Source organism: Leptolyngbya boryana PCC 6306 (genome assembly GCF_000353285.1).
Lineage (GTDB): Bacteria > Cyanobacteriota > Cyanobacteriia > Leptolyngbyales > Leptolyngbyaceae > Leptolyngbya > Leptolyngbya boryana.
This window is the reverse complement of the sequence record NZ_KB731324.1, coordinates 2,844,249-2,868,596: the sequence shown is the minus strand read 5'-3', so window position 1 is coordinate 2,868,596 and position 24,348 is coordinate 2,844,249. Positions and strand designations below refer to the sequence as shown.

Annotated in this window: 21 protein-coding genes; 11 read left to right on the top strand and 10 right to left on the bottom strand. The window is 47.7% G+C overall.

The window, feature by feature from the left end; all coding sequences use genetic code 11:
• Positions 1-5: 5 nt before the first annotated feature.
• Together LEPBO_RS0114405 and LEPBO_RS37100 are read right to left on the bottom strand one after the other, a co-directional pair.
• The gene (locus LEPBO_RS0114405) at positions 6-1,796 is read right to left on the bottom strand and encodes an ABC transporter ATP-binding protein (protein WP_017288286.1); all 1,791 of its coding nucleotides are present in this window, start codon (positions 1,794-1,796) and stop codon (positions 6-8) included.
• Between the two features lie 114 nt (positions 1,797-1,910).
• Entirely contained in the window at positions 1,911-2,360 is a 450-nt protein-coding gene (locus tag LEPBO_RS37100; RefSeq protein WP_017288284.1) for a lasso peptide biosynthesis B2 protein, read from the bottom strand.
• Between the two features lie 116 nt (positions 2,361-2,476).
• Between LEPBO_RS37100 and LEPBO_RS0114390 the strand changes: the two genes are divergently transcribed.
• Together LEPBO_RS0114390 and LEPBO_RS42350 are read left to right on the top strand one after the other, a co-directional pair.
• Positions 2,477-3,646: a nucleotidyltransferase domain-containing protein gene (locus LEPBO_RS0114390; RefSeq protein WP_017288283.1), complete on the top strand. Its 1,170-nt coding sequence runs from the start codon at positions 2,477-2,479 to the stop codon at positions 3,644-3,646.
• Positions 3,647-3,662: 16 nt separating this feature from the next.
• Positions 3,663-3,845 carry a hypothetical protein gene (locus tag LEPBO_RS42350; RefSeq protein WP_144056201.1) on the top strand — a complete coding sequence of 61 codons (183 nt, stop codon included), beginning with the start codon at positions 3,663-3,665 and terminating at the stop codon, positions 3,843-3,845.
• 386 nt (positions 3,846-4,231) lie between these two features.
• Here the strand turns inward: LEPBO_RS42350 and LEPBO_RS37095 are convergent, their stop codons facing one another.
• The gene (locus LEPBO_RS37095) at positions 4,232-6,877 is read right to left on the bottom strand and encodes an NACHT C-terminal helical domain 2-containing protein (protein WP_017288281.1); all 2,646 of its coding nucleotides are present in this window, start codon (positions 6,875-6,877) and stop codon (positions 4,232-4,234) included.
• Positions 6,878-7,181: 304 nt separating this feature from the next.
• Here LEPBO_RS37095 and LEPBO_RS0114375 point away from each other — a divergent pair, with 304 nt between their 5' ends.
• Positions 7,182-7,556 (top strand): hypothetical protein, encoded by a 375-nt coding sequence (locus LEPBO_RS0114375; protein WP_017288280.1) that lies wholly within the window; start codon positions 7,182-7,184, stop codon positions 7,554-7,556.
• A gap of 348 nt (positions 7,557-7,904) precedes the next feature.
• Here LEPBO_RS0114375 and LEPBO_RS0114370 read toward each other — a convergent pair whose 3' ends face one another.
• Positions 7,905-9,338, bottom strand: coding sequence for an MFS transporter (locus LEPBO_RS0114370; protein ID WP_017288279.1), 1,434 nt, complete (start codon positions 9,336-9,338; stop codon positions 7,905-7,907).
• 117 nt (positions 9,339-9,455) lie between these two features.
• Here LEPBO_RS0114370 and LEPBO_RS0114365 point away from each other — a divergent pair, with 117 nt between their 5' ends.
• The 3 genes from LEPBO_RS0114365 (at position 9,456) to LEPBO_RS0114355 (ending at position 11,520) form a co-directional block, all read left to right on the top strand.
• Positions 9,456-9,968, top strand: a complete 513-nt coding sequence (locus LEPBO_RS0114365) for a phosphoribosyltransferase (protein ID WP_017288278.1) — start codon at positions 9,456-9,458, stop codon at positions 9,966-9,968.
• 71 nt (positions 9,969-10,039) lie between these two features.
• Positions 10,040-10,846: a D-alanyl-D-alanine carboxypeptidase family protein gene (locus LEPBO_RS43335; protein ID WP_017288277.1), complete on the top strand. Its 807-nt coding sequence runs from the start codon at positions 10,040-10,042 to the stop codon at positions 10,844-10,846.
• Positions 10,843-11,520 carry a hypothetical protein gene (locus LEPBO_RS0114355; RefSeq protein ID WP_017288276.1) on the top strand — a complete coding sequence of 226 codons (678 nt, stop codon included), beginning with the start codon at positions 10,843-10,845 and terminating at the stop codon, positions 11,518-11,520. The genes LEPBO_RS43335 and LEPBO_RS0114355 overlap by 4 nt, the downstream gene beginning before the upstream one ends.
• 16 nt (positions 11,521-11,536) lie before the next feature.
• On the opposite strand, the gene LEPBO_RS0114350 is transcribed toward LEPBO_RS0114355, so the two are convergent.
• Positions 11,537-12,442, bottom strand: a complete 906-nt coding sequence (locus tag LEPBO_RS0114350) for a cation diffusion facilitator family transporter (RefSeq protein ID WP_017288275.1) — start codon at positions 12,440-12,442, stop codon at positions 11,537-11,539.
• A gap of 176 nt (positions 12,443-12,618) precedes the next feature.
• Between LEPBO_RS0114350 and LEPBO_RS0114345 the strand changes: the two genes are divergently transcribed.
• Complete coding sequence (locus LEPBO_RS0114345) at positions 12,619-13,389, top strand: Rpn family recombination-promoting nuclease/putative transposase (RefSeq protein WP_017288274.1); 771 nt, start codon at positions 12,619-12,621, stop codon at positions 13,387-13,389.
• A gap of 102 nt (positions 13,390-13,491) precedes the next feature.
• A complete protein-coding gene (locus LEPBO_RS0114340; protein ID WP_017288273.1) occupies positions 13,492-13,893 on the top strand; it encodes an ankyrin repeat domain-containing protein in 402 nt (133 codons plus the stop codon).
• 56 nt (positions 13,894-13,949) lie between these two features.
• On the opposite strand, the gene LEPBO_RS0114335 is transcribed toward LEPBO_RS0114340, so the two are convergent.
• The 5 genes from LEPBO_RS0114335 to LEPBO_RS0114315 form a co-directional block, all read right to left on the bottom strand.
• On the bottom strand, positions 13,950-16,184 hold the full coding sequence (locus LEPBO_RS0114335) for a glycoside hydrolase (RefSeq protein WP_017288272.1): 2,235 nt from the start codon (positions 16,182-16,184) through the stop codon (positions 13,950-13,952).
• Positions 16,185-16,261: 77 nt separating this feature from the next.
• Positions 16,262-16,498, bottom strand: a complete 237-nt coding sequence (locus tag LEPBO_RS0114330) for a NifU family protein (RefSeq protein ID WP_017288271.1) — start codon at positions 16,496-16,498, stop codon at positions 16,262-16,264.
• 114 nt (positions 16,499-16,612) lie between these two features.
• The gene (locus tag LEPBO_RS0114325; protein ID WP_017288270.1) at positions 16,613-17,260 is read right to left on the bottom strand and encodes a DUF3386 domain-containing protein; all 648 of its coding nucleotides are present in this window, start codon (positions 17,258-17,260) and stop codon (positions 16,613-16,615) included.
• A gap of 101 nt (positions 17,261-17,361) precedes the next feature.
• Positions 17,362-19,134: a sensor histidine kinase gene (locus LEPBO_RS0114320; RefSeq protein ID WP_017288269.1), complete on the bottom strand. Its 1,773-nt coding sequence runs from the start codon at positions 19,132-19,134 to the stop codon at positions 17,362-17,364.
• A gap of 94 nt (positions 19,135-19,228) precedes the next feature.
• Positions 19,229-19,453 (bottom strand): type II toxin-antitoxin system CcdA family antitoxin, encoded by a 225-nt coding sequence (locus tag LEPBO_RS0114315; protein ID WP_017288268.1) that lies wholly within the window; start codon positions 19,451-19,453, stop codon positions 19,229-19,231.
• 303 nt (positions 19,454-19,756) lie between these two features.
• Here LEPBO_RS0114315 and lepA point away from each other — a divergent pair, with 303 nt between their 5' ends.
• From lepA to LEPBO_RS0114295, 3 genes are all read left to right on the top strand, one after another.
• Complete coding sequence (gene lepA, locus LEPBO_RS0114310; RefSeq protein WP_017288267.1) at positions 19,757-21,574, top strand: translation elongation factor 4; 1,818 nt, start codon at positions 19,757-19,759, stop codon at positions 21,572-21,574.
• A 291-nt stretch (positions 21,575-21,865) separates the two neighbouring features.
• Positions 21,866-22,840 (top strand): UDP-glucuronic acid decarboxylase family protein, encoded by a 975-nt coding sequence (locus LEPBO_RS0114300; RefSeq protein WP_017288266.1) that lies wholly within the window; start codon positions 21,866-21,868, stop codon positions 22,838-22,840.
• A 78-nt stretch (positions 22,841-22,918) separates the two neighbouring features.
• Entirely contained in the window at positions 22,919-24,334 is a 1,416-nt protein-coding gene (locus LEPBO_RS0114295) for a UDP-glucose dehydrogenase family protein (protein ID WP_017288265.1), read from the top strand.
• The last annotated feature ends 14 nt before the right edge of the window (positions 24,335-24,348 follow it).

Genomic DNA, 24,348 nt, shown 5'->3' with positions numbered 1-24,348 from the left:
TCATATTATCGATAGTTTTGAGCTTGGGTTTCAAATAAGAAAGCATATTTGCCTTGCTGCTGCATTAATTCCTCGTGTGTTCCCCGCTCGACAATGCAACCGTTTTCCATCACATAAATGCAATCCGCGAGCTTGACCGTCGAAAGCCGATGGCTTACCAGGATCGCAGCTTGGTTTTGAATCAATTGACGAAAGCTCTGGAAAATTTCGGCTTCGGCTTCTGGATCGATCGCACTCGTTGGTTCATCGAGAATGATCACCTGAGCAGCGCGCAAAAATGCTCTTGCCAAGGCAACTTTCTGCCATTGTCCCAGACTCAGTTCTTCACCCGTCTCAAAGTACTTTCCTAAAATGGTGTCATAGCCTTGAGGTAATGTTTGAATCACAGCATCTGCCCCACTGTGATGGGCTGCTTTGAAAATTCGCTCATGATCCGGAGAGAGTTCAATATTGCCCAGCCAAATGTTTTCCTGTGCGGTCATTTGGTACTTCGCATAGTCTTGAAACACCACGCTGAACTGTCGTCGCAAGTCGGAGATCGCAAACTGATTGAGATCAATCCCATCGATTGTAATTCGTCCTGCTGTGGGATCATACAATCGACACAGCAGCTTGATTAATGTTGTTTTTCCAGAACCATTTCCACCCACTAAAGCAATCACTTCTCCAGGAGCAATGTTGAGTGAAATATCTCGAATCGCTTGACGCGCAGAATTGTCGTACTGAAAGCTCACTCGATCAAACACAATTCCTTGCTGCATGGGTGTTGGGATCGACTGAGGTCGTATCGGTTCGACTAACTTCGGCTTCAACCGTAAAAACTCATATAAGTTTGCCAGAAAAAGATTGTCTTCATAAAGTCCTCCAATCCGCGACATTACACCTGACAACGCACCTTGCCCACGTAGCAATGCTTCACGACAAAGCACCAGATCACCAACCTGCAACGTGCCTTGAAATGCCTGATAAACAATAAAGGCATAAGCTGCAAATATCAATGCTCCTGCAAGTGTCTGAGCGCAACCATTTGCGATCGCTTGTTGTTGCCCAATCTCTAGAGTTTCTCGATAGAGTTGCTGCTGCTGGCGATTAAATCGCTGGCGAAAAAACTGTCCCAGATTAAACAGTCGCAGTTCTTTGGCATACCAATCGCTGATTAAAAGCCAACTGAGATACCGATTGTGTCGATCCATCGCAGTGCGTCGTCGATACCATTCGTGGCGCACATTCACAAACTTCAACCGCACCATAGTAGTCGGAATCACTGCTACAAATAAAACTGCGGCGACCCCCCAATGCAATGACAGCAATAAAGCGATCATTCCCATCAGGGAAATACTGTTTTGCACGACCTCAAGAGTATTATTCACTACAGTCGCTGGACGATGAAGCGCTTGTTGCTGGGCACGCTGTAGCGTGTCTTGATAGTCTGAGTTCTCGTAGTACTCTAAGTCAATTTCGATCGACTTAGCATGAAGAACATCCTGCATGTAGTTCGTGACTTGCTGCGATTGAGCAGTGTTGACAAACTCTGAAATGGCATTGCACACAATCGTGATCAGCATGACGCTTGCCACTCCTGCCAATAGAGCCAAAAGCCTTGGTAAATCTGGCTGATGAAGACTAGCGCTGACTGTATCAACGATTAATTTTGTGAAGTAGAGTAAGGGCAATGGTAATACGCCCTGAATCGCGACAAGAATCAGGCGAATCGTTGTCCACTTTGGCGCTGCGGACCAAATTAACCTCAACACAGGTAACAAGTGCAGCGCTTTTATGACTTGACGAATTTGCATGGTGCTAGGCGAGATGCAGCAGCACAAATTGATGCTGGATCGCGTTGCCAAGAATGTTTTTGACGATCGCAAAACAGGGTTGCTTTAGCAAGGTAGCGTTGCCAGGAAGAGACATCATTCGGTTCGGGGTACCAACTGGGTAAAGGGGCTGAATTGGTGGGCTACATCAGGATGATCGTTCAGGACAAGGTTTTCAAACTCGATCCAAGCATGAGCTAAAAACAGTTGTTGTTGTCGTCGGACTCCGATTTGTAAGGTGGTCTCAACGCCTCGATAGCGCAGCAGCACCCAAAGAACAAGCGATCGCTTCAGACAGTTTCCCCAGGGGCTAGATTGCGCGGCTAAGTTGACGATTCGAGCGATATGATGCAGTTGAGCAGGGTCGTTTGCCGTTTTGGAGCAGTGTGCAGTGAGCCAATTCAACCAGCGCTGTGTCTGTCGCAATCCGCCAATCTCTAGACTCCAAGCTGTCAGCGGTAACAACAAAAAGGCTTGCAGGAACAGAGTCCGATCAGGCGGAGAAAGCGCAAACCAACAGGAAACTTGATGAAACAATCGCCGCATAGGATTGACAAGATATTTTCCGCTCTACTTTACGGCGTTATTCAGTAAATATCCGGACTAATTGAGTTATCAAATGTACAGTGAAATGTTGAGATAACCCCGGACTGTTCCTCCGCATGATCCGTGCTGCTGCCGCTGATTGCTTACTTGACTGCGTTCGATATTATTGTGGAACTACGACCGAACTGGAGTTCAGTACTGTCAATTGGTCAGACTTGCTCGACTTAGCTTACTTCAATAGTCTTGCTCCAGTGGTGTATCAGAGCTTGAAGACCTCGCCAACGGTTCCTGCTGCTGTGCTGGATCGTCTTTCTGAAACAGTCCGAATGACAAATTATCTCAATTTGGTGCGAATGCAAGAACTGCTTCAGATTGTTGCGCGGCTCAAAGAGCAGGGAATTACGGCTATTCCTTTTAAGGGACTGGTGCTCGCCGAAATCGCTCACGGCAATTTAGCGATGCGGGAGTTTGGGGATTTGGATTTGCTGGTGCGCTATCAAGATTTCTGGCAAGCAAAAGCAGTCTTAATGACTCAAGAATATAGTCCAGGGTCAACTGCCATTCAAGAAGCATTGACCTCTAATCGGTACTGTCAAATTTCATTATTGAATCCGGCGCGATCGAGTGTTTTAGATCTGCATTGGGGAATTCCTCCCCGACGAAGGTGGCGACGAGAGTATCCTGATATGCTCTGGCAGAACTTACAAATCCGCTCAATTGCGCTCCAGACGATTCAAACGTTTTCAGTCGAGGTCACGCTGGTCATTCAGGCAGTCAATACGGTCAAAGAACCCACTCGACGATCGTCGCTGAAACAAGCTTGTGATCTAGCAAAGTTAATTTGTGCTTACCCTGCTCTAGATTGGCATCAAGTTTGGCAAGTTGCCGATCAACTGCGAGTTCGGAAACTTGTCATGATTGGGTTGGGTGTTGTATCCCAACTTCTACAAGTCCCATTGCCTGTGGAAGTGCTGACTAAAATTCAAGAAACACAAGCGATCGCTGAGCAGGTCGCTCAGCAGATTGTGACCAAAATTGATCGTCCAACTCAGCCAACAGACCCATTTTGGTCAGAGTTTTGGTATCAGCTTAGAACGGTTGATCAGGCATGGCATGGCGTAGTGATTAGTCTGCAATTTTTGGCAACGACCTTGATAGTGGTGGGAATGCGTCTAGTCCCCAACGAGCGCGATCGACAACTGGTTGCGCTGCCTCAGTCCCTTTCTTTTCTGTATTATTTTCTACGGATTGTACGACTGACGCACCGAGTTCTGATGCAGAGATAGAGAAGGTCATTGATTTGTGTGTTCTTCAATCCAAGTCAAAACGAGTGTGGCGACTGAAAGCGGAAGCGATTCGATGTCTCCGAGTTCGTTGAGAAAAATGCAGTGGACTTGTTCGCCGTTGAGGAGCGATCACACTCGGATGGAGTTTGGTTTGCTCGGTGTTGTGGTTGCGATCAATGATGACAGCTTGCCAATCTGAGAGGATGTTTAAAAAGTAATCGTTGAGACACATTCACCCGCCCCCGGACTGAAAGTCGGGGCTAGTTGAACAAAGTCCGCTGAAGGGACTAACGGCCAATCAGAATCAGGTCTTCAGTCCTTTTCAAAGGACTTCGCACCGTTAGCCCCGAATTCATTCCGGGGCGAGATAGAACGGAGCGAGGAAACGGTTGATACTTTTAAAATACCCTCTGAGAAGTGGGTGGTGTTATTGATGCAGCACGATCGTTAAATTCATACGATTCCAATTACTCAAAGTCCCCCAGAATGGGGGGTTTAGGGGGCTGAAGCCGAATGAAACGCAGCAAGAATTCCGCCTTCACGATCGCTATTTCCAATCGCCATTTCCGATCGCATTCCACAATCCTATCGATCAGTCCATCGAATTGCGTTTTTGAGATAGTCGATCGCGTTTCCAACGTTTTGAGGTTGTGTCTTTGGCTTGGGTTGTGTGCTGATGCCGGAGCGATTGTAGGGCAACAGTAAGGTCGCTTCGATTTCCTCGCGGACTTTGCGGCTGACGTAGCAATCGCTGTTGAGGCAGGCGACAAGGAGACGGTTAGCTTCGTAGTACTGATTGAGAAGCTGTTTCTGAGTCGTGGTAAATTGCCAATTGTGCCCGATGTTGCGATGCTGAATCATTACAGTTCTGAGTTGTTCAGTCCAATTTTGTCCATTTGTTTTCCACCATTGTTTGAAATGTTCCCTGTTTTCTATTGAGGGAAGTTGTGATTTAAGCTGTTGGAGCTTTTGATTCAATTTGGGGTCGAGGGCGCGGGCGAGTTCGCGGTCGCGGTCGAGGGCGCGGGCGAGTTCGCGGTCGCGGTCGAGGGCGCGGGTGTGGTTGCCGTCGAGGGCGCGGTAGAGGTAGAGGGCGCGGTAGAGTTCGAGGTCGAGGTCGAGTTCGATGTCGAGTTCGCGGTCGCGGTCGAGTTCGCGGTCGAGGTCGACCTCGCGGTAGAGGGCGTGGTCGAGGGCGTGGTCGAGGGCGAGGGCGAGGGCGAACTCGATGTCGAGGTAGAGGGCGCCGTAGAGGTAGAGGCCGAGGGCATAGTCGAGGGCGCGGGTGTGGTCGCGGTCGAGGGTGAGGTAAAAAGCTCGAATTGCAGCAGGTTTATAGGAAGCTTTTGTTGAGTAAGACTTTTGCTCAACAAAAGTGAGAAATTGTTGGAGTTTTTCATCTTTCGCTAGAATGCCATCGATTTCTCGTTTCATTGCCAAGAAAAACTTATCTGCATTTCTTAGCATTCCAACTGTTAGCAAAAAGACTTCTCGCCAACGCTTTTCGGTGACATGGCAGACAATCTCTTTGAAATCTCCCTCAGACTTTTCAATTTTTCGAGCAGTGAAGTATTCCTGAAAAGTGAGATGAGAAAATGAATAGATTCCGCGTGCCCGCTCAACGAGTAAGCCATGCTGTGCCTCGATCGACTTCAACACCGCTTCGCGATCGAGTTGCAAGGTTTCTGGGTCAAGATTTGCATTGGGTAAGTTGCGAATGTAGTCTTGAATCTCCTCCTCAACAAATCTCTGCTTGAAAAAGTACTCGCTTCGCGTAAACGCATTAAAAGCAATTTGGCTCAGTAAGTCTTCTTTGCGGTTGAGCGAGAGTTGTTTGTATACGACATCTCGCGTGATGTTTCGCTTGCCATCCCACTTTTTCAGCAAGACATCTAAGCCTTCTTTGTAGAGTTCTGCTCGGTTAGCTGGAAATCCAGCTTGTTCGCCGTAAACCAAGCACAGCAGAGTAAGCAAGAGAGGATTCGTTGCAAGTTCTTGTAAACCTGGATGTGCTTCTAATGCTTTTGAAAATTCTGTGGCTTTAGTTGGATCTTTGTGCTGAAACCACTTGAACGCAAAGTCAGCAATTTGTTCCGTGTCAAAATCAGCAACTTCTACCTCTGTAAAGCTCTCAAACGTATATTCCTTGGCTGCAATCCGACAGGTCATGACAAATTGATTGCCATCGAACTGTCGCGAAGTCTGCTGAATTGTATTTAAGATATGGTTTTGATCTTCCGCCCTCACTTCGTCTAAGCCATCGAGCAAAATCAGAGATCGACCCGCCAGCGAAATCTTTTTGACGATTTCAGGATTCTCGATTCCACATTCAGCAAATTGTTTTGCAATAAATTCGATCAAGCTTGGTTGTCCTGATGCTTCTGCAAATTCCTTCAGAGGGACAAAGATCGGAATGTGATTTTTGTACAGTTGTCCTGCCTGACATTGCAGAGCTAACCACTTGAGAAAAGTCGTTTTACCTGCTCCAGGCTTGCCTAAAATTAAGAGTTTGTTATGCTTTTGAACTGCTTCTAATCCGGGGATGCGTTTTTGCTGCACTCTTCCTAAACTAAAGCGATCGAAGTCTTCAAAATTACAACCTTCGAGCAATTGCTCAATACTCCGCCGTTGATTTCCTGTAAGCTTTTCTAGAATATTGACGGTTGTGTAAATCGAATCGATCGTAATCCTTTGCTCCATATCCAACACCCGCATCGTGCCACAGCGTTTTTGAATATCTCGACTGATCCGTTGACGGATAGATTGCACGATAGGATCTATCTCTGAGTCTGGAAATTCAATTGCACGACGAATTCCCCTCACTACACTTTCAAACGCCTCATCTTGATTTGCCCATTGGGTAATCGCTCTACCGTCTCGTGGTAATGCTTCTAATTTGCTAAATGAAGCACCTTTCCAATCTACCGGACGTAGAATCACTGGAATCACAAGTGCTTCCTTCGATTCATGCCGCTCCATTGCCCGCTTGAGTTCGATTTCATAGCGTTTTTTAGAAGCAAGAAAATCTGAGCTAATCAACAGCAGAATAATTTGAGCCGATTCGAGATGATGATCAATCTGTTCAGCCCGTTCAGCCCCTACGGTAATTTTTTGATTATGCCAAGCCCTAATGATCCCTTGTCGCTCCAAGGTGCTGAGGTGCTTCTCCAACTCTTTCATCAATGATTCATCTTGAGAAGCGTAGGAGAGGAAAATCTCGATCGCGCTCATCGTCTTACCCTTCAAGGCAAAGTATTGTTCGATGCCTCATACTCTAGCGAGAAAAATCAAGAAATTCCATTCGCGACTAGGTTTTGATTTTACGATCGCTCTTCCCCATTCCTCCATTCCCCCACTTGTAATGCCATTCCCACCCTCGGAATCGCAATTCCAAACCCTGTAACGCCATTCCCATCCCTGGAATCCCAATTCACGGCACGATTATCTGATGCCCCATCTTTGAATCACGATCGCTGTATGTGTTGCACCGACATCGGGAACATCGACAGTAATATTCAGCCAAAGGAGACAAACAATGGCAACTGTCGATACCAGTAAACGCTTGAGAAACAGCATCATTCAAGACGACATCAAAGCTTTACAGGGAGCCAAAGGACTGCCCAACTATACCCCTTTCCGTTCCGAAGCAAGAACCGATCTCCTATCCGACCTCGAATCCAAAATGCGCTTCGCTCAAGAAGCCGAACTGCAAGCCAAAGCCCAATATCAAGCCGCACAAAATACGGCTCAAGAACTCGAATGGAAATTCCACAACGCCATTCTCGTCCTAAAACAATCCGTCATTGCCCAATATGGAGATGATGGCAACGAAGTCGAAGCAATCGGCTTACAAAAAAAATCCGATCGCAAACGCCCCCAACGCAAAGCCAAACTTGCTCAGCCAGCTTAAAAAATCTGCAACGGCTTAAAATCCCCCATTTTGGGGGATTTAGAAAGCAACCCCAAGCCATCCGACCTTCAAATCAGCTAGCTATACCCAATCGCTCGATCGCACATTTCACTAAGTAGATGGGCGTAATTAAATATCAGTTCGGCAAGTTCTCTCGCTTCGTTGCTGACTCGCCCCGGAATGAATTCGGGGCTACCAGTGCGAAGTCCACGCTGGGACTAACAGCCAAAGACAACTCTTTCTTCAGTGGGTTTCAACCCACTTCGCACGGTTAGCCCGAACTTCCAGTTCAGGGCGGGACGCAAACGAGAGCGACTATCTTCCAATTTATTTCACCTCCCTCCCTACTTACTGACCCTGATCGCGCTTCCGCTCACTCAACTGCAAGCGAATCTGAGTATGCACATCCTTCGTAATCGGATAGAAATACGTCAACACCATTCCAATCAGCAAAGCGACCGTCGGCACAGGTCCGATCGACGATCGAATCGCCAACAACACACTCTCCGGCTGCACAGGCAAAGGAACTGCATCAGTCGGCGGAACATATCCCGCATTCCCCAATTGCTGCAATACCACTGCTACTGCAACTCCCAAACAGACCTTCTGCAAAAACGTCACAAAGCTATAAAAAATGCCTTCGCGCCGCTGTCCTGTCCGCAACTCATCGAGTTCGATCACATCCGGCAACATTGACCACGGAATCAAATACGCCACCGACACTCCAAACCCCGACATCACCGCCAAGGTATACATCAAAGTCATTTGTCCCGGTTGCAAAAAGAACAAGCCACCTTGAGCAATAATCCAAAGCACCATGCCTGCAAAGTAAACCCCCCGCTTCCCAATCCGATGACTCAATTGATTCCAAACAGGAAGCATGAGCATCGCCGTTAATTGCACAGCTAAAACGACACTCGGTACTGCCCAAGCATCATTCAACCGCATCACACTTGCAACAAAGTAAGGAATAATCGCTGCTGTCAGCTGAAAACTCAGCCACGAACAGAGATAAATTCCCACCACAAACAGAAAAGGCCCATTACTAAACGCGATTTTAAGCTGTTGCACGATCGGAATCGACACAGGCATCTCCGCCTCTGGATGCTGCAATCCGACAGCTTTCATGCGATCGAATGTCCCCCAAACGCACCAAAACAAGGGCAACACCGACAAAACACCGCACACAATCCCGATCGCAACATATCGGTCACTCAAATTTGGAAATCTAGAGCTAATCAAGCCGACTAAAATCAGCGACAGAATACTGCCCCCAATTGAGAATGCAAATCGAAAACTATTCAAGCTGGTACGCTCGTCATAGTCTTGCGTCATTTCAGGAGTCATCGCCGTATACGGCAAATTCACCACTGTATACAGCCAGCCAAGCACGATCGAAATAAACGTGTAATACCAAAACAATCCCCACTGCTGCGAACCTGCGTTATCGCTAAATTTCGGCACAATCCACTGCAAGAAGAAGAAAAACCCAAACGGAACCGCACCCGCCAAAATCCAGGGATAGCGACGACCCAGGCGCGATCGCGTTTTATCGCTCATCACCCCGACCATCGGATCGTTCACCGCATCCCAAACTTTTCCGATTAACTGCGTTTGCCCTGCCAAACTTGGATTGAGTCCTGCGACATCGGTTAAAAAAGGCGACAGATAAAAAATTAAAATATTTGCCGTAATTGCAGGTCCTAAATCCCCTGCTCCATACGCCACCTTCGTCTTTAAGTTAAGCTTTTCAGAGACCGATTCATTAGCAGAATTGTTCATAACAGATCGCACAAGCCGGGTTAACAAGTTGTATTATTTTCTTCGGCTTCGGCTGCGATCGCACAAGTCGCAGAAAAACTTAATTCATCCTCAACTCTATAATTCATCCTCAACTCTATGTCGGATCTCTATGTCAGTTGGTCAGACTATCATCGCTTGATCGAGAAACTTGCCCTTCAGGTCTACAAATCTGAATGGGAATTTAATCAGATTGTCTGTTTAGCTAGAGGCGGATTACGGATTGGAGATCTCCTCTCTCGCATGTTTGATGTGCCTTTGGCAGTGTTGTCTACTTCTTCCTATCGGAGTGGATCGCGATCGCGCAGTGCGTTAGTCTTTTCCAAAGATCTCAGTATGACGACTCTGAATCTGGGTAGCCACGTTTTAATTGTGGATGATCTCGTTGATTCGGGTGTGACGCTGCAAAAAACGATTCCTTGGCTCAAACAGCATTACGGCTTCTATATCGAAGAAATGCGCACCGGGGTTCTCTGGTATAAAGATTGCTCGGTGATCAAGCCTGACTATTACGTCGATTATTTGGCGGATAATCCCTGGATTCACCAGCCGTTTGAAAAATACGAGGATATGAAGCCCTCTGATCTGCTGGAACTGGAGAAAGTGGAATGACGCTGCGATCGCAATCCCGGATTATTGCTATTCTGTAATACTGTGAGCCGTGGAGTTGAGGAGCGCCCCTCTTGAGTAATGCCAGTCAGCCGGGAAAACCTCCGCAAGATCAAGCACCGTCTTTTGATGACATTCCGATTGCTGAGCGCGAATCTCCGATTGCGCCTCCGGTTCAGTCTGGCTCGAAGTTTTGGCTATGGCTAGGCGGACTGGTGACGATCGCGCTACTGTCCGGAGGCGGGTGGCTTGCCTATCAATGGTGGCTGAGTCGCAGCATTGCCAGTCCGACTCCTGTCGCGGAAAGCCCACAGCCGAGTGACGCAAAATCTCCGGATGATGGGAGACTTCTCAATCATTTTGCCTATCCCGAAGCACCGCTAAACGACCTCGAAGCCGTTTCTGCTGATGGTGGAATAAAAATGCGAACTCCTGCCGCTAGAGCCTTCAAAGAGATGGTGGCAGCAGCGAATGCCGAAGGCGTAATTCTCAATCCGCTTTCCGGATTTCGATCGCTTCAAGAACAGCAGCAAGTTTATTTTGATGTCAAAGCAGAACGGGCACAGACCCCAGAACAGCGTGCTTTAGTCAGTGCGCCGCCTGGATATAGTGAACATCACACTGGATACGCGATCGATATTGGCGATGGCAGGGTTCCAGCGGTAAATCTCAGTCCAGATTTCGATAAGACTCCTGCCTACCGATGGCTGGCTGCCAATGCAACAAGATTTAATTTTGAACTCTCTTTTCCCCAGGGAAACAAACAGGGCGTGACTTATGAGCCTTGGCATTGGCGATTTGTAGGGGATAAGCAAAGCTTAGAAACCTTCTACAGAGCGAAAGAATTCAAGCAAGAAAATCCGCCTACCCCAAATCCATGAATCAAACTGCATTGAATCTCGTTGCGATCGGCATTTTCACTATGACGATGAGCACCTTGCTCAGTCCGTTGCTGAATTTTTCGCCTGCGATTCCTGCGATCGCAACCTTTAGCATTCTTGGACTTGCAACGCTGGATTCATTTCAGTGGCAAGGGAAGTTTGGCACACTCTGCCTCGATTGGCTTGCTCGGTTTTCTCCGGCTCATCGCGATCGCGTTCTGCGGCATGAAGCGGGACATTTTCTTGTTGCTCAACAACTGCAAATTCCGGTCGTGGGCTACACCTTAAATGCGTGGCAAGCGTTTCGCCAAGGGCAAGCTGGACTAGGCGGTGTGCAGTTTGATACTCAGGAATTAGAAGCGGAACTTCAGCAAGGCAAGCTCTCATCCCAATTGCTTGAGCGTTACTGTACGGTTTGGATGGCAGGAATTGCGGCAGAGCAATTAGCGTATGGCAATTCAGAAGGGGGCGCAGACGATCGCCAGAAATTCCGTGAGACTTTAACGAAATTACGTATTCCTGCGTCAGAATTGCCTCAGCGGGAGCGTTTATCTATTTTGAGAGCGAAAGATCTGCTGAAAAATCATCAGTCAGCCTACGACGCGTTAGTCGTTGCTTTGCAGGAGAATCAATCGATCGAACAATGTTATTCAGCGATTCAAGACCAATCTTAATTGCCGTGTTTAGGCTCTACATACCGCAATCGCTCTGCATACAAGGCAGAAAAGCTGAACCTGTCTCAATCTGAATCGTACTGTGTTCAATTCCAAAACGATCGTGCAGGTCGTGAGAAATCCGAGCTAGAAAATCCGATCCAGGTACGCCTGCAAGCATGACGAGATGTGCTGTTAAAGCGGGTTCTGTTGAACTCAGTGCCCACACATGTAAATCATGAATCGAGCCAACTCCGGGTAAGTCTAGTAAATAGTTTTGAATCGCTCGTAAATCTACATTTGCAGGCACACCATCTAATGCCAAACTGAGCGACTCTTGCAGCAAATTCCATGCACCGATTCCAATCACGATCGCAATTCCCATACTTGCGATCGCATCAATTGACTGCCACCCAGTCAAAGTAATGATCAACCCACTCAAGACCACACCCACCGAAACTAAAGCATCTGCAACCATGTGCAGAAATGCGCCTTTCACATTGACATCATGCTGATGGTCTTTCTGGAACATCAAAGCTGTTGCACCATTCACCAAAATCCCGATCGCAGCGACAATTATCACGGTCAGACTTTCGACAGGCTTCGGATCAATCAAGCGCTGAATCGCTTCGATCGCAATAAAGACCGTCACACTGAGCAGCAAACTAGAATTAATCAGTGGTGAGAGAATCGAAGCTCTCCGCAGTCCATAAGTATGACGTTTCGTAGGACGACGACGTGCCAGCGTATATGCGCCCCAAGCGATCGCAAGTCCCAAAACATCGCCTAAATTATGTCCCGCATCCGCGAGTAAAGCGAGAGAATTCGTCAACCAACCAAACGTCGCTTGAGCCATTACAAAGCCTAAATTGAGAACGATACCGATGAGAAAAGCGCGATCGTATCGAACGGTTGAATGATCGTGATGGTGATGATGATGCATTAGAATGCTGCGGCTCAACCTTCAAAGACTGTCTTCAGAATATCTGAACGCTCATTCAGATGTCTAGCCTGTGATGAAGGATGCTGGTTGCGTGAGTGGAAAGCGCGATCGCTCTTTTTAGACTAGCTTGAAACGCAATTATACAGTATATTTGTATTGCTTTATAGACCGGAAAAATGTACGACGATGCTTGTCGCTTTTTAGCTGAAAACTTCTCAGCGGACTTTGCGAGTTGGTTACTTGGAGAACCCGTTATCTTAACTGAGATTCAGCCTTCAGAGCTTTCACTTGACCCAATTCGCGCTGATGCTCTGATTCTACTAGAGTCAGACAACGTGATTTTGCACCTAGAATTTCAAACCCGTCCTGACCCAGATATTCCATTCAGAATGTTCGATTATCGCGGGCGAGGATACAGACGAGATAAAACAAAAACGATGCGCCAAGTCGTGATTTATCTCAAGCAAACAGCATCCGACCTAGTTCATAAAACTGACTTTACCTTAGAACGCACACGCCACGAATTTGATGTCATCCGTTTGTGGGAGCAACCTAATGATTTATTCTTGCAGTATCCTGGCTTAATTCCCTTTGCGGTTCTAGAGCAGACGCTGAATCCAGAATCAACATTGCGGCAAGCAGCACAAGTGATCGATCAAATTTCAGATTCTACGATTCAAGCTAATCTGTCAGCAGTTTCAGCCATCCTTGCTGGACTAAAATTAGAAGACGAGATCATTTATCGTGTATTGCGGAGAGATATTATGCAAGAATCCTCTGTTTATCGTGCGATCCAAAGAGAGACGAAAAAATCAAGAGATCGTGAGATCGCTATCAATCTTTTACGTGAAGGCTTTCCAGTCGAGGCAATTTCCCGTGGAACAGGTTTGTCGATCGAAGAAGTCCAACACCTTCAACAACAAATGAATGACGCTCCGCAGAACTAGCGATTACACTCTTTGCTCTCGCGCACTCGCTTAACTAATGTGAAGTAAAGCTATCGTTCAAACATATAACTTTGTCTGTTGTTCGAGCGACATCTGAAAAATATGAATATAAGAAATTGGTTGCGAACGTGTAATGCTGAATGGACTCAGCATTTTGACGTTGACTCTGATGAAATTAGCAAAGCACTCTTCTTAGCAATCGAGTTTGGAGACTGGCAATCAACGCAGATCCTTGCCCTTGCTCAGCTAGACATTGATGCTACAGATCATATGGGTGATTGGACTGCATTAATGCGCGCAGTTCACGAAGGCTCATTTGAAACGGTCAAACTATTAGTTGAATTAGGTGCTGATGTTAATTTACGAGGAGCTTTGGAACCGGACAAAGATTTTGCACTTAATCTCGCTGCTTATGCACGCAACCAAGAAATTTTCGATTATTTATTCCCACTGACTATTGCGGAGTTGCAAAAAGTAGCAGTTAAAACTCTTGATCGAAATTAAAGCGATCGCCCAAAACGAAATTAAAGCGATCGCCCAAAACGACGATCGCCCCCATCTTACGGAACCGAAATCGCAAGCATTCCATTCTCTGGCAAATACTGTCGATAGCGTCCACCCTCTGAGAACACGATAACTAAGCGCAATCCATAATCCGGCTCCACCTGAAGATCTGCCCACGGAATTGCAATCTCAACACAACTATCGATTCCTACCTGCGCCCGACTTGCCCGTGACTGCCAGCGTGAATACTCACCCGCCTCTTGTAACCAAACTGTCTGAGTGAGCAAATTCACTCCTAAATGATGGTGAAATGCATAGTTCAAAGGCGCTTGCTCCGGCAAATCGACGAGTGGAATCGGGCTATTGTGCATCGGGCGATTCTCATAGAACCACAGTAAATTCAACTCTGGCGGAATCTCTTTCCCCGGTTGTACTCCCGTCTGAAAGTCCAAGCGCAAATAGAGATTCAAGTGATCCACCCCATACCAAAGGCGCTGAATCGGGCTACTTTGGTGCATCGTTCCGCGCGCACCTCCGACTTCAATTCGTCCCGCTTTATCCCAATCTTGCTCATTGCCGCGACCATCGATCATCGGATGAATAAATCCTTGCGGCGTATGATCTCCACGAGCTTCGTGAACCTCAACAGGCTGGCGAACATTCTCAGGCACAGGTTCATTCAGCGATCGATACAACGCTGCTAAATGCTCTCGAAACAACTGATCAAACATGGCATCTTGATTCGAGGAATGTCCTTCCCCAAACCACCAGAACCAATCCGATCCTTCTGCTGCATACAGTGCTTCCCAAGCTTCGGGATTGTTTTCTTCCGTTGCTTCAGGATGGTTTGCTAAAGTCTGACGCGCCGCAGTGAGCAAATCCCAAGCTTTATTTTTGGCAGGATCACCAATCCAGGTTGTAAAGCTTCCATCGACCCAAGAACCACTATGCAATTGTTGTGCAGGAATCGTTTCTGTCGGTGGATATTGCTCAATGAATTCTGAAACGGTAACTAACTTGATATCTGGATCATTGCTCAAAGTCTGGTAAAGCAGTTCTAAGAAAGGCTTACCGTCTTGTGGGTAAAACTCCCAACAGTTCTCACCATCCAATGCAATGGTCACTAACCAAGGTTGATCCGCTTTATCTTTGAGCGATCGCGCAATGGCTTCTAAATGTCCGACAAGGTTCGTCACCGCTTGCTTCGGCTCCATCGCGCTGTAAGTAAACCCGATCAAATCTGACAACCGATGATCCCGAAATACGATCGCTAAATCTCCCGCAGGCGTTTCCAACCGATACGGACGATAAAGCTTCTCCGGCTCATAAACATTCCCCGTCTCATCCCGATGGAAGAAATGCTTCAGCGACCAACCCAACACTGCCTCATCCGAACACAGCCACTGAAATCCCTGTTTTGCAACATACGGCAAAATTTCAGGACTCACCGACTGTTCCGAAGGCCACAAGCCCCGTGGAGCACAGCCAAATCGCTCCTCATACATCTGCCAAGCTTTGTTCAAATGCCGAGGAATATCTTCTGCAAACTGAAAGCGCGATTCTGGCAGCGTCATATTCGGTACAGCTACCCGTCCCGCATTCGTATCTGCGAGCAGCGGCAAAATCGGATGCGTATAAGGGGTCGTCGTCACCTCAAGCTGACCCGATTCTTGCATCTTGCGATGTTGAGGAATGATGCGACTGAGAATTTCTCTGTGCTTCGCGATGATTCTTTGGCGATCGCTCAACGTAAACCCTTTCCCCTGCTTCAACCAAGCCTCAATCTCTGGATCATCCCAAAACAACGGATCAATCCACGCCAAATTATGCCAAGCCAACAGATCGCTATAATCCTGTTCCTGCCAATTCTCCAGACACCAACCGCGTCCCCGTTCCTGCCGCTGCCCGTAGAGTTCTGAATAGCGCGGATGCGGATTGATTAAAGTATGCTGATTCGCATCAAAGAAATGTTCAATCACGAATTCCTTGGATGCGCGATCGAGGTTCTCTACAGGCGTAACGGTCGCGATCAAATACGGGTCAAGTGCCGTTCCAGCCACATAATCCTCAATCTGCATGATCAGCGACGGCACAAGATTCACCGTCTGATGCAATTTTGGATAACGTTCTAACAACAGAATTAGATCAAGATAATCCTTGGTTCCATGCAGCCGCACCCAAGGCAAGCGATATTGCCCCTCAGAAGCAGCATAATAATTCGCATCGCCACGGCTTTTATAAAGCGGTTGATGCTGATGCCAGATGAAAGCGACGTGAAGCGGATACGGCATAAAAAATGGAGGCTTGGGATAGACCTGTTCAGTTTAATAGTCTACCGCTTGCCCCCCATTTCATTTTCAGGATTTCCTTACAAAACCTGTTCGACTTCCGCGATTTCTGGAATCATTTCGCGCAAACGTCGTTCAATTCCCATTCTCAAAGTCATCGCTGAGCTTGGGCAACTGCCGCAAGCACCTTGAAGACGCAGTTTCACGATCGGCCCATCTAATTCCACCAGTTCCACGTTGCCACCATCTGACATCAGATAGGGACGCATTTCGTCCAAAACGGTTTCGACATTTTCGGGCGTAAGTGTCAAAGACATAGTTCACCTACTAACAACTTGTTGATCTCATCGTAGCTTTGATTGGCAGGCTGTGGGGAGTGGGGAGTGGGGAGAAAGTTCTTTTACTCCCTACCCCCTACTCCCCACCCTCTACTAAGCCACGCTCGCAGGCTCCAACAATCTCACATTCGCAAACGAAAATTCACTCGTATGCTGCTCGGTTTTGATCGTCCGGCTGGTCAGAATGTAATACCCACCGATTTCTTCGTACAGGTCTTCAAATTCGCTTCTTGCGCCTTTGACTGCGCCAGTCTTCGGATCGCTGTAGATCGAATCGTAGCGATGCGAGAGATAGCCACTGCCCGTATCGTGACTGCTGAAGGTATTAATCGTCACGACGACACCATGAATGTGACGATGCACAAGGCTGACTTCGTTATTCCGAATTTTATAGCGATCGCCTTCTCCCTTCCCGCCGACTAAAAGCTCAACGCTCCCATCTGGATCAGTTGCGCCGAGCGTAAATGTATTCTCGCCATGCGTCGCTTCAAAAGCCCGACGAACCCGATGCACTGCAATTTCCCAAACTTGCCCGTGAATCGCTTTCTTGCCTTCTCCGTCTTCAATGTCAAATACATCAAAGGTGAAATCAGGATTGATGCGGCACTTTGCGTTGTAAGTCTTATCGCCTTCGCGGTAGGTTACATCTGCGGTATAGCCCGGAAAATTCTCATCCCAGGTGTACCGATTTTCGTAAGCAGCCCGAAACAAAGCACGAGCATCGGTTTGCACAGTCGTCATCCTAGATCTCCGTTACTTCTCTTGTTCTAGTTTAGAGAATTTGGCACAAACTCGCTTGTAGGATTGAACTTCATCGAGTCGATGCTGCCAGCAGGCTCGATTTAATCTGCTGCAATCATTACAGGCTCTTGATACAACGGCACTGTAAACGTCACAGTTGATCCCAAGCCTTCACCCATACTGTAGAAGTTGACAACTCCGCCCATGGCTTCTACCAATTTCTGAGAAATTGCCAACCCTAAACCTGTTCCGCCATACTGCCGCGTCAGCGATCCATCGACTTGACTAAACGATTGGAACAGTTTGTCTTGTTTGTCTAATGAAACCCCAATTCCGGTATCTGCGACCCGAATCTTCACCAGTCCGGGCAATTCCTCATCCTGCACGACAATTCGCTTTTTAATCACCTCAGCGCTCACCGTCACACCGCCTTCATTGGTGAACTTGATCGCATTTCCCATCAAATTCAGCAACACCTGAAGCAAACGCTGATAATTGCCATACACAACAATTTCATCGTGCGTCTGAGGCATTTGCACCTCAAAACTCAAATTCTTTTGGCGAATCTGAGTTCGAGTCATCGTTTCTACTTGATCGAGTAATTCTTGCAAGCTCACTGGACTGCATTCGATCTGCATCTTTCCAGCTTCAATCTTGGCGATATCCAAGACATCGTTAATAATGTCCAGCAAGTGCATTGCCGATCGATGAGCTTCTTCGATAAATTCTCGCTGTTCCTGGGGATCTTCTGCCATCCCATCGAGAACCAGCTTCAAAAAGCCAATCATTCCATTCAGCGGCGTTCTCAACTCATGCGAGGTATTGGCTAAAAATTCACTCTTGAGTCTGGATGCTTCCTCGGCTTGATGGCGTGCTTCATCGAGTTCGCGGTGCTTCAGCATCAAATTATCATTCGCACGTTGCAGTTCAATCAACAATGCCGCATGAGCGATCGAGGTTCCCACCTGATCGGCTAACTCTTGCACAAAATCTAATTCCGCTTGTGTCCAAACGCGATCGCGATCGCACTGATCGAGAATAATCACCCCATTCGGCTGATCCTGATAATGGGTGGCGACCAGCAAGCGCGTTTGAGGAACATCCAGACTCGAATTTAATTCAATCTCTTCGGGAGCTTGGCGCACTGCCCGAATTGGGTTCAGTGTTGTCAAAGCTTTCTGGAGTAAAGGATCGCTCTGAATGTCAAACGTTGCCCCTTTCAATGAAGTCATGCAATCTTGACGAAATTCTGCCACCGACTTAATGCTCGATCGCTTGGGATCATAGGGACAAATCACACACCGACTGACATCGAGTGCCATGCCCAATCCGTCTACGGTGACCTGCCAAATCGTCGAGAGGTCTAAATTCTGGCGTGCATTCCAGACAATTTGGGTCAAAAGCTGCTGATAGCGATCGAGCGAATTGCCACGCGACAATTCAACTGCTTGCAAGGGAGATCGCATCTCATCTAGCTCATTCGCCTGTTCGCCAGTCACAGCAACGAGCGCCGCTGTTCCATTTGGCAAAATTACCGGACTCATCACCAAGTCGAAGAGAACGGTGCGATCGCCGCACTCAAACAGACATCGAAACTGTTCAGGCGTTTGAGAGGCAAGCACTCGTTTCAGACGATCGAGATAGGTTGAACGAGAGACGGGTGCAAATGCGGCTTGAATCGATCTGCCCAACAAATGCTCAGGTTGAATCTGAAAATCTGCTGCTCTCTGCCAGTCGAACGCAATCAAAACTCCCGCCGCATCTTGGATCATCATCAACTCTGCAACCCTGGGTGCAGCAGAATCAGACGCGGACGAGTCAATCGAGTAAGAAGAATCAGACAGAGAAGTAGAAAGATCCACAGAAGTGACCATTTGACCTGAATCTCGAAGCAACAACACCTGGCATCACAAACGCGACCCTAACCTAGATAGCCCGATCACAATGCCCGATCGCTCACTTCTTATCCTAATCGTTCCATTCCCCTCGGGGAGGCAAAGGTGGATTTCTTGGCAGCGTCCGCGCATTATCTTCGTCCCGGTACATTTCGCTTCTCAACCACTGCCGCAACGCCACTTCCACCACTTTGCTTGGATCGTTCGTCAAATGACGGACTTGATCCAATAGATCAGAATCAATCTGAATGGCTAATTCGGTTTTGTGTCGATCGGGAATTTGAACTTTATCATTCATAAGGCAATCACCTTCTCTGAGAAGGTTGGTTGAAGAGTCGGGGCAATTCAGTAAAAATCACCCAGTTGCGATCTTTCCCCATAAAATGGATGTACCGTTTTTTACCTAGATTCATCAAAGTTTTAACATTTTTTCATTGATAGCTTCGAGGCAAATTTGACACCAGGAGAAATTATCGTAACTGATGTTTCTTTATTAATAGCCTCTCAAATTCTCGAACTCAGTGAAGAAAGCATTAAAATATCTTAAGCATCTCTTTTGTCTGAGAGTGCCTGTCCTTTGCTCCTGCACCTTCTGAAGTTTATGACTGACGTACCCGTCAACCGCATTCGCAATTTTTCGATCATTGCTCATATCGACCACGGCAAGTCTACGCTGGCTGACCGTTTGCTCCAAGAAACGGGAACCGTGACCGCACGGGAAATGAAAGAACAGTTCCTCGATAGTATGGATCTGGAGCGGGAGCGCGGGATCACGATCAAACTGCAAGCTGCCCGAATGAATTACACCGCAAAAGATGGACAGCAGTACGTCTTGAACTTGATCGACACGCCTGGACACGTCGATTTCTCTTACGAAGTTTCGCGATCTCTCGCAGCGTGCGAAGGTGCGCTCCTCGTCGTCGATGCCTCTCAAGGCGTAGAAGCTCAAACGCTGGCAAACGTCTATCTGGCACTGGAACACGATTTGGAAATCATTCCGGTTCTGAACAAGATTGATTTGCCCGGCGCAGAACCCGATCGCGTGCGCCAAGAAATCGAAGATGTCGTTGGGTTAGATTGCTCGGAAGCGATCATGGCATCGGCAAAAGAAGGCATTGGTGTGCCCGACATTTTAGAAGCGATCGTGCAAAAAGTTCCGCCCCCTGCAGACACAACCAACGATCCCTTCCGCGCTCTGATTTTCGATAGTTATTACGATGCTTATCGCGGTGTCATTGTCTATTTCCGGGTCGTCGATGGCCAGGTGAAAAAAGGCGATAAAGTCTACCTGATGGCATCGGGTAAGGAATATCAGATCGATGAACTGGGCGTTCTCTCTCCCACTCAAGTCCAGGTTGATTCACTTCATGCAGGTGAAGTGGGCTATTTTGCGGCTTCGATTAAAGCAGTAGAAGATGCACGAGTCGGCGACACAATTACCCTCTCGGCGAAGAAAGCTTCTGAACCTCTACCTGGGTACATCGAAGCGAAACCGATGGTGTTTTGCGGCATGTTCCCGACCGATGCCGACCAGTTCCCAGAATTGCGAGAAGCACTCGACAAATTGAAGCTCAACGATGCTGCATTGAATTTTGAACCAGAAACTTCCAGTGCGATGGGCTTTGGCTTCCGGTGTGGCTTCCTCGGCTTGCTGCACATGGAAATTGTCCAAGAACGGCTGGAACGCGAATATAACCTGGATCTAATTATCACTGCGCCTTCGGTGGTTTATCGAGTCACTACGATCAAAGGCGAAGTTGTCTTGATCGATAATCCAGGTAAACTTCCCTCACCTACCGAGCGCGAAAAGATCGAAGAACCTTATGTTCAAGTCGATATCATCACGCCTGAAACGTATGTGGGGACGTTGATGGAACTCTGCCAAAATCGGCGTGGGGTCTTCAAAGATATGAAGTATCTCACCCCTGGACGCACCACGCTGATTTATGAATTGCCGCTCGCAGAAGTGGTGACAGACTTCTTTGATCAGATGAAGTCACGATCGCGCGGGTACGCCAGCATGGAATATCAACTGATCGGCTACCGAGAAAACGCATTGGTGAAGTTGGATATCATGATCAACGGTGATCCGGTCGATTCGCTGGCAACGATCGTTCACCGCGACAAAGCCTATGGAGTCGGTCGTGCGCTCACAGAGAAACTTCGCGAACTGATCCCACGCCATCAATTTAAAATCCCGATTCAAGCCGCGATCGGCAGCAAAGTTATCGCCAGTGAACATATCCCAGCGCTGCGTAAAGATGTCCTAGCCAAATGCTACGGCGGTGACATCTCACGGAAGAAGAAATTGCTGCAAAAACAAGCGAAAGGCAAGAAGCGCATGAAAGCGATCGGGACGGTCGATGTGCCCCAAGAAGCTTTTATGGCAGTGCTTCGACTCTCAAACGAACAAAGTTAACACGCTCGAATCGCTCCTACCCAAAAAGTTGGAGCGATTTTCATTTGGGGATTGAAGATTCGGTGAACTCGATCGACACGAACCCCCCATTTCAAAGGCTTCTGCTATGGTGCTAACTGCAAAAGCTCGTTTCACATCAGCTCTTTCCGCTTGCTCCATCCGGATGCACTCCGCGATGCTCGTTAATTTAATGGGTACAATCTTGGCAAGCAAGAGTTGACTCAATCGTAAGATTGAGCACCTTGCAACTCCGACCCTCGTTCGTTTGCAACTTCAACAGATTCTGGACTTATGCGAATTCTTGTCACTGGTGGTGCGGGTTTTATTGGCTCTCACTTAATCGATCGCCTCATGAACACAGGTCATGAAGTGCTTTGCTTGGATAACTTTTATACCGGACATAAACGCAATATTCAACATTGGCTAGGAAATCCCAATTTTGAATTGATCCGTCACGATATTACAGAACCGATTCGGCTCGAAGTTGATCAGATCTATCACTTGGCATGTCCTGCCTCACCCGTTCATTACCAGTACAATCCAGTCAAAACTGTCAAAATCAACGTGATGGGCACGCTCAACATGCTGGGATTGGCGAAGCGTGTCAAGGCAAGATTTCTGCTGGCATCCACTTCAGAAGTCTACGGCGACCCAGAAGTGCATCCTCAAACGGAAGAATATCGGGGTAACGTCAACCCGATCGGGATTCGCAGCTGCTACGACGAAGGGAAACGAGTCGCGGAAACCCTTGCCTTTGATTATCATCGCCAAAACGATGTTGATATCCGTGTTGCCAGAATTTTCAATACCTATGGGCCTCGAATGCTCGAAAACGACGGTCGCGTTGTCAGCAATCTGGTCGTTCAAGCACTGCGTGGGATTCCCTTAACAGTTTACGGAGATGGATCTCAGACTCGCAGCTTCTGCTATGTCTCCGACCTCGTAGACGGACTTTATCGCTTGATGAATGGTGACTTTATTGGGCCTGTGAACCTGGGTAACCCAGGCGAGTATACAATTTTACAGCTCGCGCAAACGGTTCAGGATATGGTCAATCCTGAAGCTGCGTTGAAATTTGAGCCACTGCCGCAAGATGATCCGCGTCGTCGCAAGCCGGACATCACTCGTGCTCAAACGCACCTAGGTTGGCAACCGACAATCTCGCTGAGAGACGGATTAGAGCGTACGATCGCAGATTTTCGCAGCCGTATTGAAGCTTCCGAAGCACAATCTCAATTGGATGCGGCTAGCATCACCACGCATTAATCAAACATTCCCGAATTTCTGAAATTCGGGAATGCTAGCGAGAAATAAACTGACCTTTGTTTTGAGGAGTCTAGAGTTATGCGCGTTTGCGTTATTGGAACAGGCTACGTAGGTTTGGTAACAGGTGCTTGCCTTTCGCATATTGGTCATCATGTCATTTGCGTAGACAACAACGAAGCAAAAGTCAAGTTGATGCAGGCGGGACAGTCCCCAATTTTTGAACCCGGATTGTCTGAAATCATGCAGTCGTCCATTCAGTCTGGACGCTTGGAATTTACCACTGATATCGCAGCGGGTGTTGAACATGGCGAAATTTTATTTATTGCGGTTGGCACGCCTGCATTACCAAACGGGGAAAGTGATACCCGCTATGTTGAAGCAGTAGCCCGGGGCATCGGCTCAAACCTCAAAGGCGGCTATAAGGTGATTGTGAATAAGTCTACGGTTCCGATTGGATCGGGTGACTGGGTGAGAATGATCGTGCTTGATGGCATCGCGGAGCGTCAAAAGGCTGAAGCACAGCCTGTCCTCGCGACAGCGGGCGGCGGAGTGGATGAAGTCATGCCCAGTGCAGTAACAGGCGACTATGATTTCGATGTCGTCAGTAATCCTGAATTCTTACGCGAAGGTTCGGCTGTATTTGACACGTTCAACCCCGATCGTATTGTCTTAGGCAGCAATAACAACGATCGTCCAATCAAATTGATGAAAGAACTCTATGCTCCGATCGTAGAGCGTCAATTTGCAGAAGTTAAATCTGTGCCTCCAGTTCCCGTGGTTGTGACGGATCTCAGTTCAGCTGAAATGATCAAATATGCAGCGAATGCATTTTTGGCAACCAAAATCAGCTTTATCAACGAAGTGGCGAATATCTGCGATCGCGTTGGGGCAGATGTGAGCCAGGTTGCGAAAGGCATCGGTTTAGATTCTCGGATCGGCAGCAAATTCCTTCAAGCAGGTCTCGGTTGGGGTGGATCTTGCTTCCCGAAAGATGTCTCGGCATTGATTCACACCGCTGATGATTATGGTTACGAAACTCAACTGCTCAAGGCTGCAGTGAGTGTCAACGAGCGTCAACGGTTGATCGTGGTTGAGAAGCTGCAGCAAGCTTTGAAAATCTTGAAAGGAAAAACGATCGGCTTACTGGGCTTGACCTTCAAACCGGACACCGATGATTTGCGTGATGCTCCTGCATTGAATGTGATTGAGAACTTGGCTCGGCTCGGTGCAAAAGTGAAGGCATACGATCCGATTATTTCTCAGACCGGAATGCGTCATGGTCTTTCGGATGTGATCGTCGAAACCGATGCAGAGCGCTTAGCCGATGGCTGTGATGCACTCGCTCTGATTACCGAGTGGGAACAGTTCCTCAGTCTCGACTACATCAAGATGGCAAAACTGATGAACACCCCAATTTTGATCGATGGTCGGAACTTCCTCAACCAACCTGTGATGGAGGAAGCAGGCTTCCGTTACATCGGTATCGGTCGCTAAGTTTCATCTTCTCA

Bases quoted from the DNA above. Each gene is read 5' to 3' on its own strand.
- LEPBO_RS0114405 (WP_017288286.1), bottom strand. From the start codon at position 1,796: ATGCAAATTCGTCAAGTCATAAAAGCGCTGCACTTGTTACCTGTGTTG.
- LEPBO_RS37100 (WP_017288284.1), bottom strand. From the start codon at position 2,360: ATGCGGCGATTGTTTCATCAAGTTTCCTGTTGGTTTGCGCTTTCTCCG.
- LEPBO_RS0114390 (WP_017288283.1), top strand. From the start codon at position 2,477: ATGATCCGTGCTGCTGCCGCTGATTGCTTACTTGACTGCGTTCGATAT.
- LEPBO_RS37095 (WP_017288281.1), bottom strand. From the start codon at position 6,877: ATGAGCGCGATCGAGATTTTCCTCTCCTACGCTTCTCAAGATGAATCA.
- LEPBO_RS0114375 (WP_017288280.1), top strand. From the start codon at position 7,182: ATGGCAACTGTCGATACCAGTAAACGCTTGAGAAACAGCATCATTCAA.
- LEPBO_RS0114370 (WP_017288279.1), bottom strand. From the start codon at position 9,338: ATGAACAATTCTGCTAATGAATCGGTCTCTGAAAAGCTTAACTTAAAG.
- LEPBO_RS0114365 (WP_017288278.1), top strand. From the start codon at position 9,456: ATGTCGGATCTCTATGTCAGTTGGTCAGACTATCATCGCTTGATCGAG.
- LEPBO_RS0114355 (WP_017288276.1), top strand. From the start codon at position 10,843: ATGAATCAAACTGCATTGAATCTCGTTGCGATCGGCATTTTCACTATG.
- LEPBO_RS0114350 (WP_017288275.1), bottom strand. From the start codon at position 12,442: ATGCATCATCATCACCATCACGATCATTCAACCGTTCGATACGATCGC.
- LEPBO_RS0114345 (WP_017288274.1), top strand. From the start codon at position 12,619: ATGTACGACGATGCTTGTCGCTTTTTAGCTGAAAACTTCTCAGCGGAC.
- LEPBO_RS0114340 (WP_017288273.1), top strand. From the start codon at position 13,492: ATGAATATAAGAAATTGGTTGCGAACGTGTAATGCTGAATGGACTCAG.
- LEPBO_RS0114335 (WP_017288272.1), bottom strand. From the start codon at position 16,184: ATGCCGTATCCGCTTCACGTCGCTTTCATCTGGCATCAGCATCAACCG.
- LEPBO_RS0114330 (WP_017288271.1), bottom strand. From the start codon at position 16,498: ATGTCTTTGACACTTACGCCCGAAAATGTCGAAACCGTTTTGGACGAA.
- LEPBO_RS0114325 (WP_017288270.1), bottom strand. From the start codon at position 17,260: ATGACGACTGTGCAAACCGATGCTCGTGCTTTGTTTCGGGCTGCTTAC.
- LEPBO_RS0114320 (WP_017288269.1), bottom strand. From the start codon at position 19,134: ATGGTCACTTCTGTGGATCTTTCTACTTCTCTGTCTGATTCTTCTTAC.
- LEPBO_RS0114315 (WP_017288268.1), bottom strand. From the start codon at position 19,453: ATGAATGATAAAGTTCAAATTCCCGATCGACACAAAACCGAATTAGCC.
- lepA (WP_017288267.1), top strand. From the start codon at position 19,757: ATGACTGACGTACCCGTCAACCGCATTCGCAATTTTTCGATCATTGCT.
- LEPBO_RS0114300 (WP_017288266.1), top strand. From the start codon at position 21,866: ATGCGAATTCTTGTCACTGGTGGTGCGGGTTTTATTGGCTCTCACTTA.
- LEPBO_RS0114295 (WP_017288265.1), top strand. From the start codon at position 22,919: ATGCGCGTTTGCGTTATTGGAACAGGCTACGTAGGTTTGGTAACAGGT.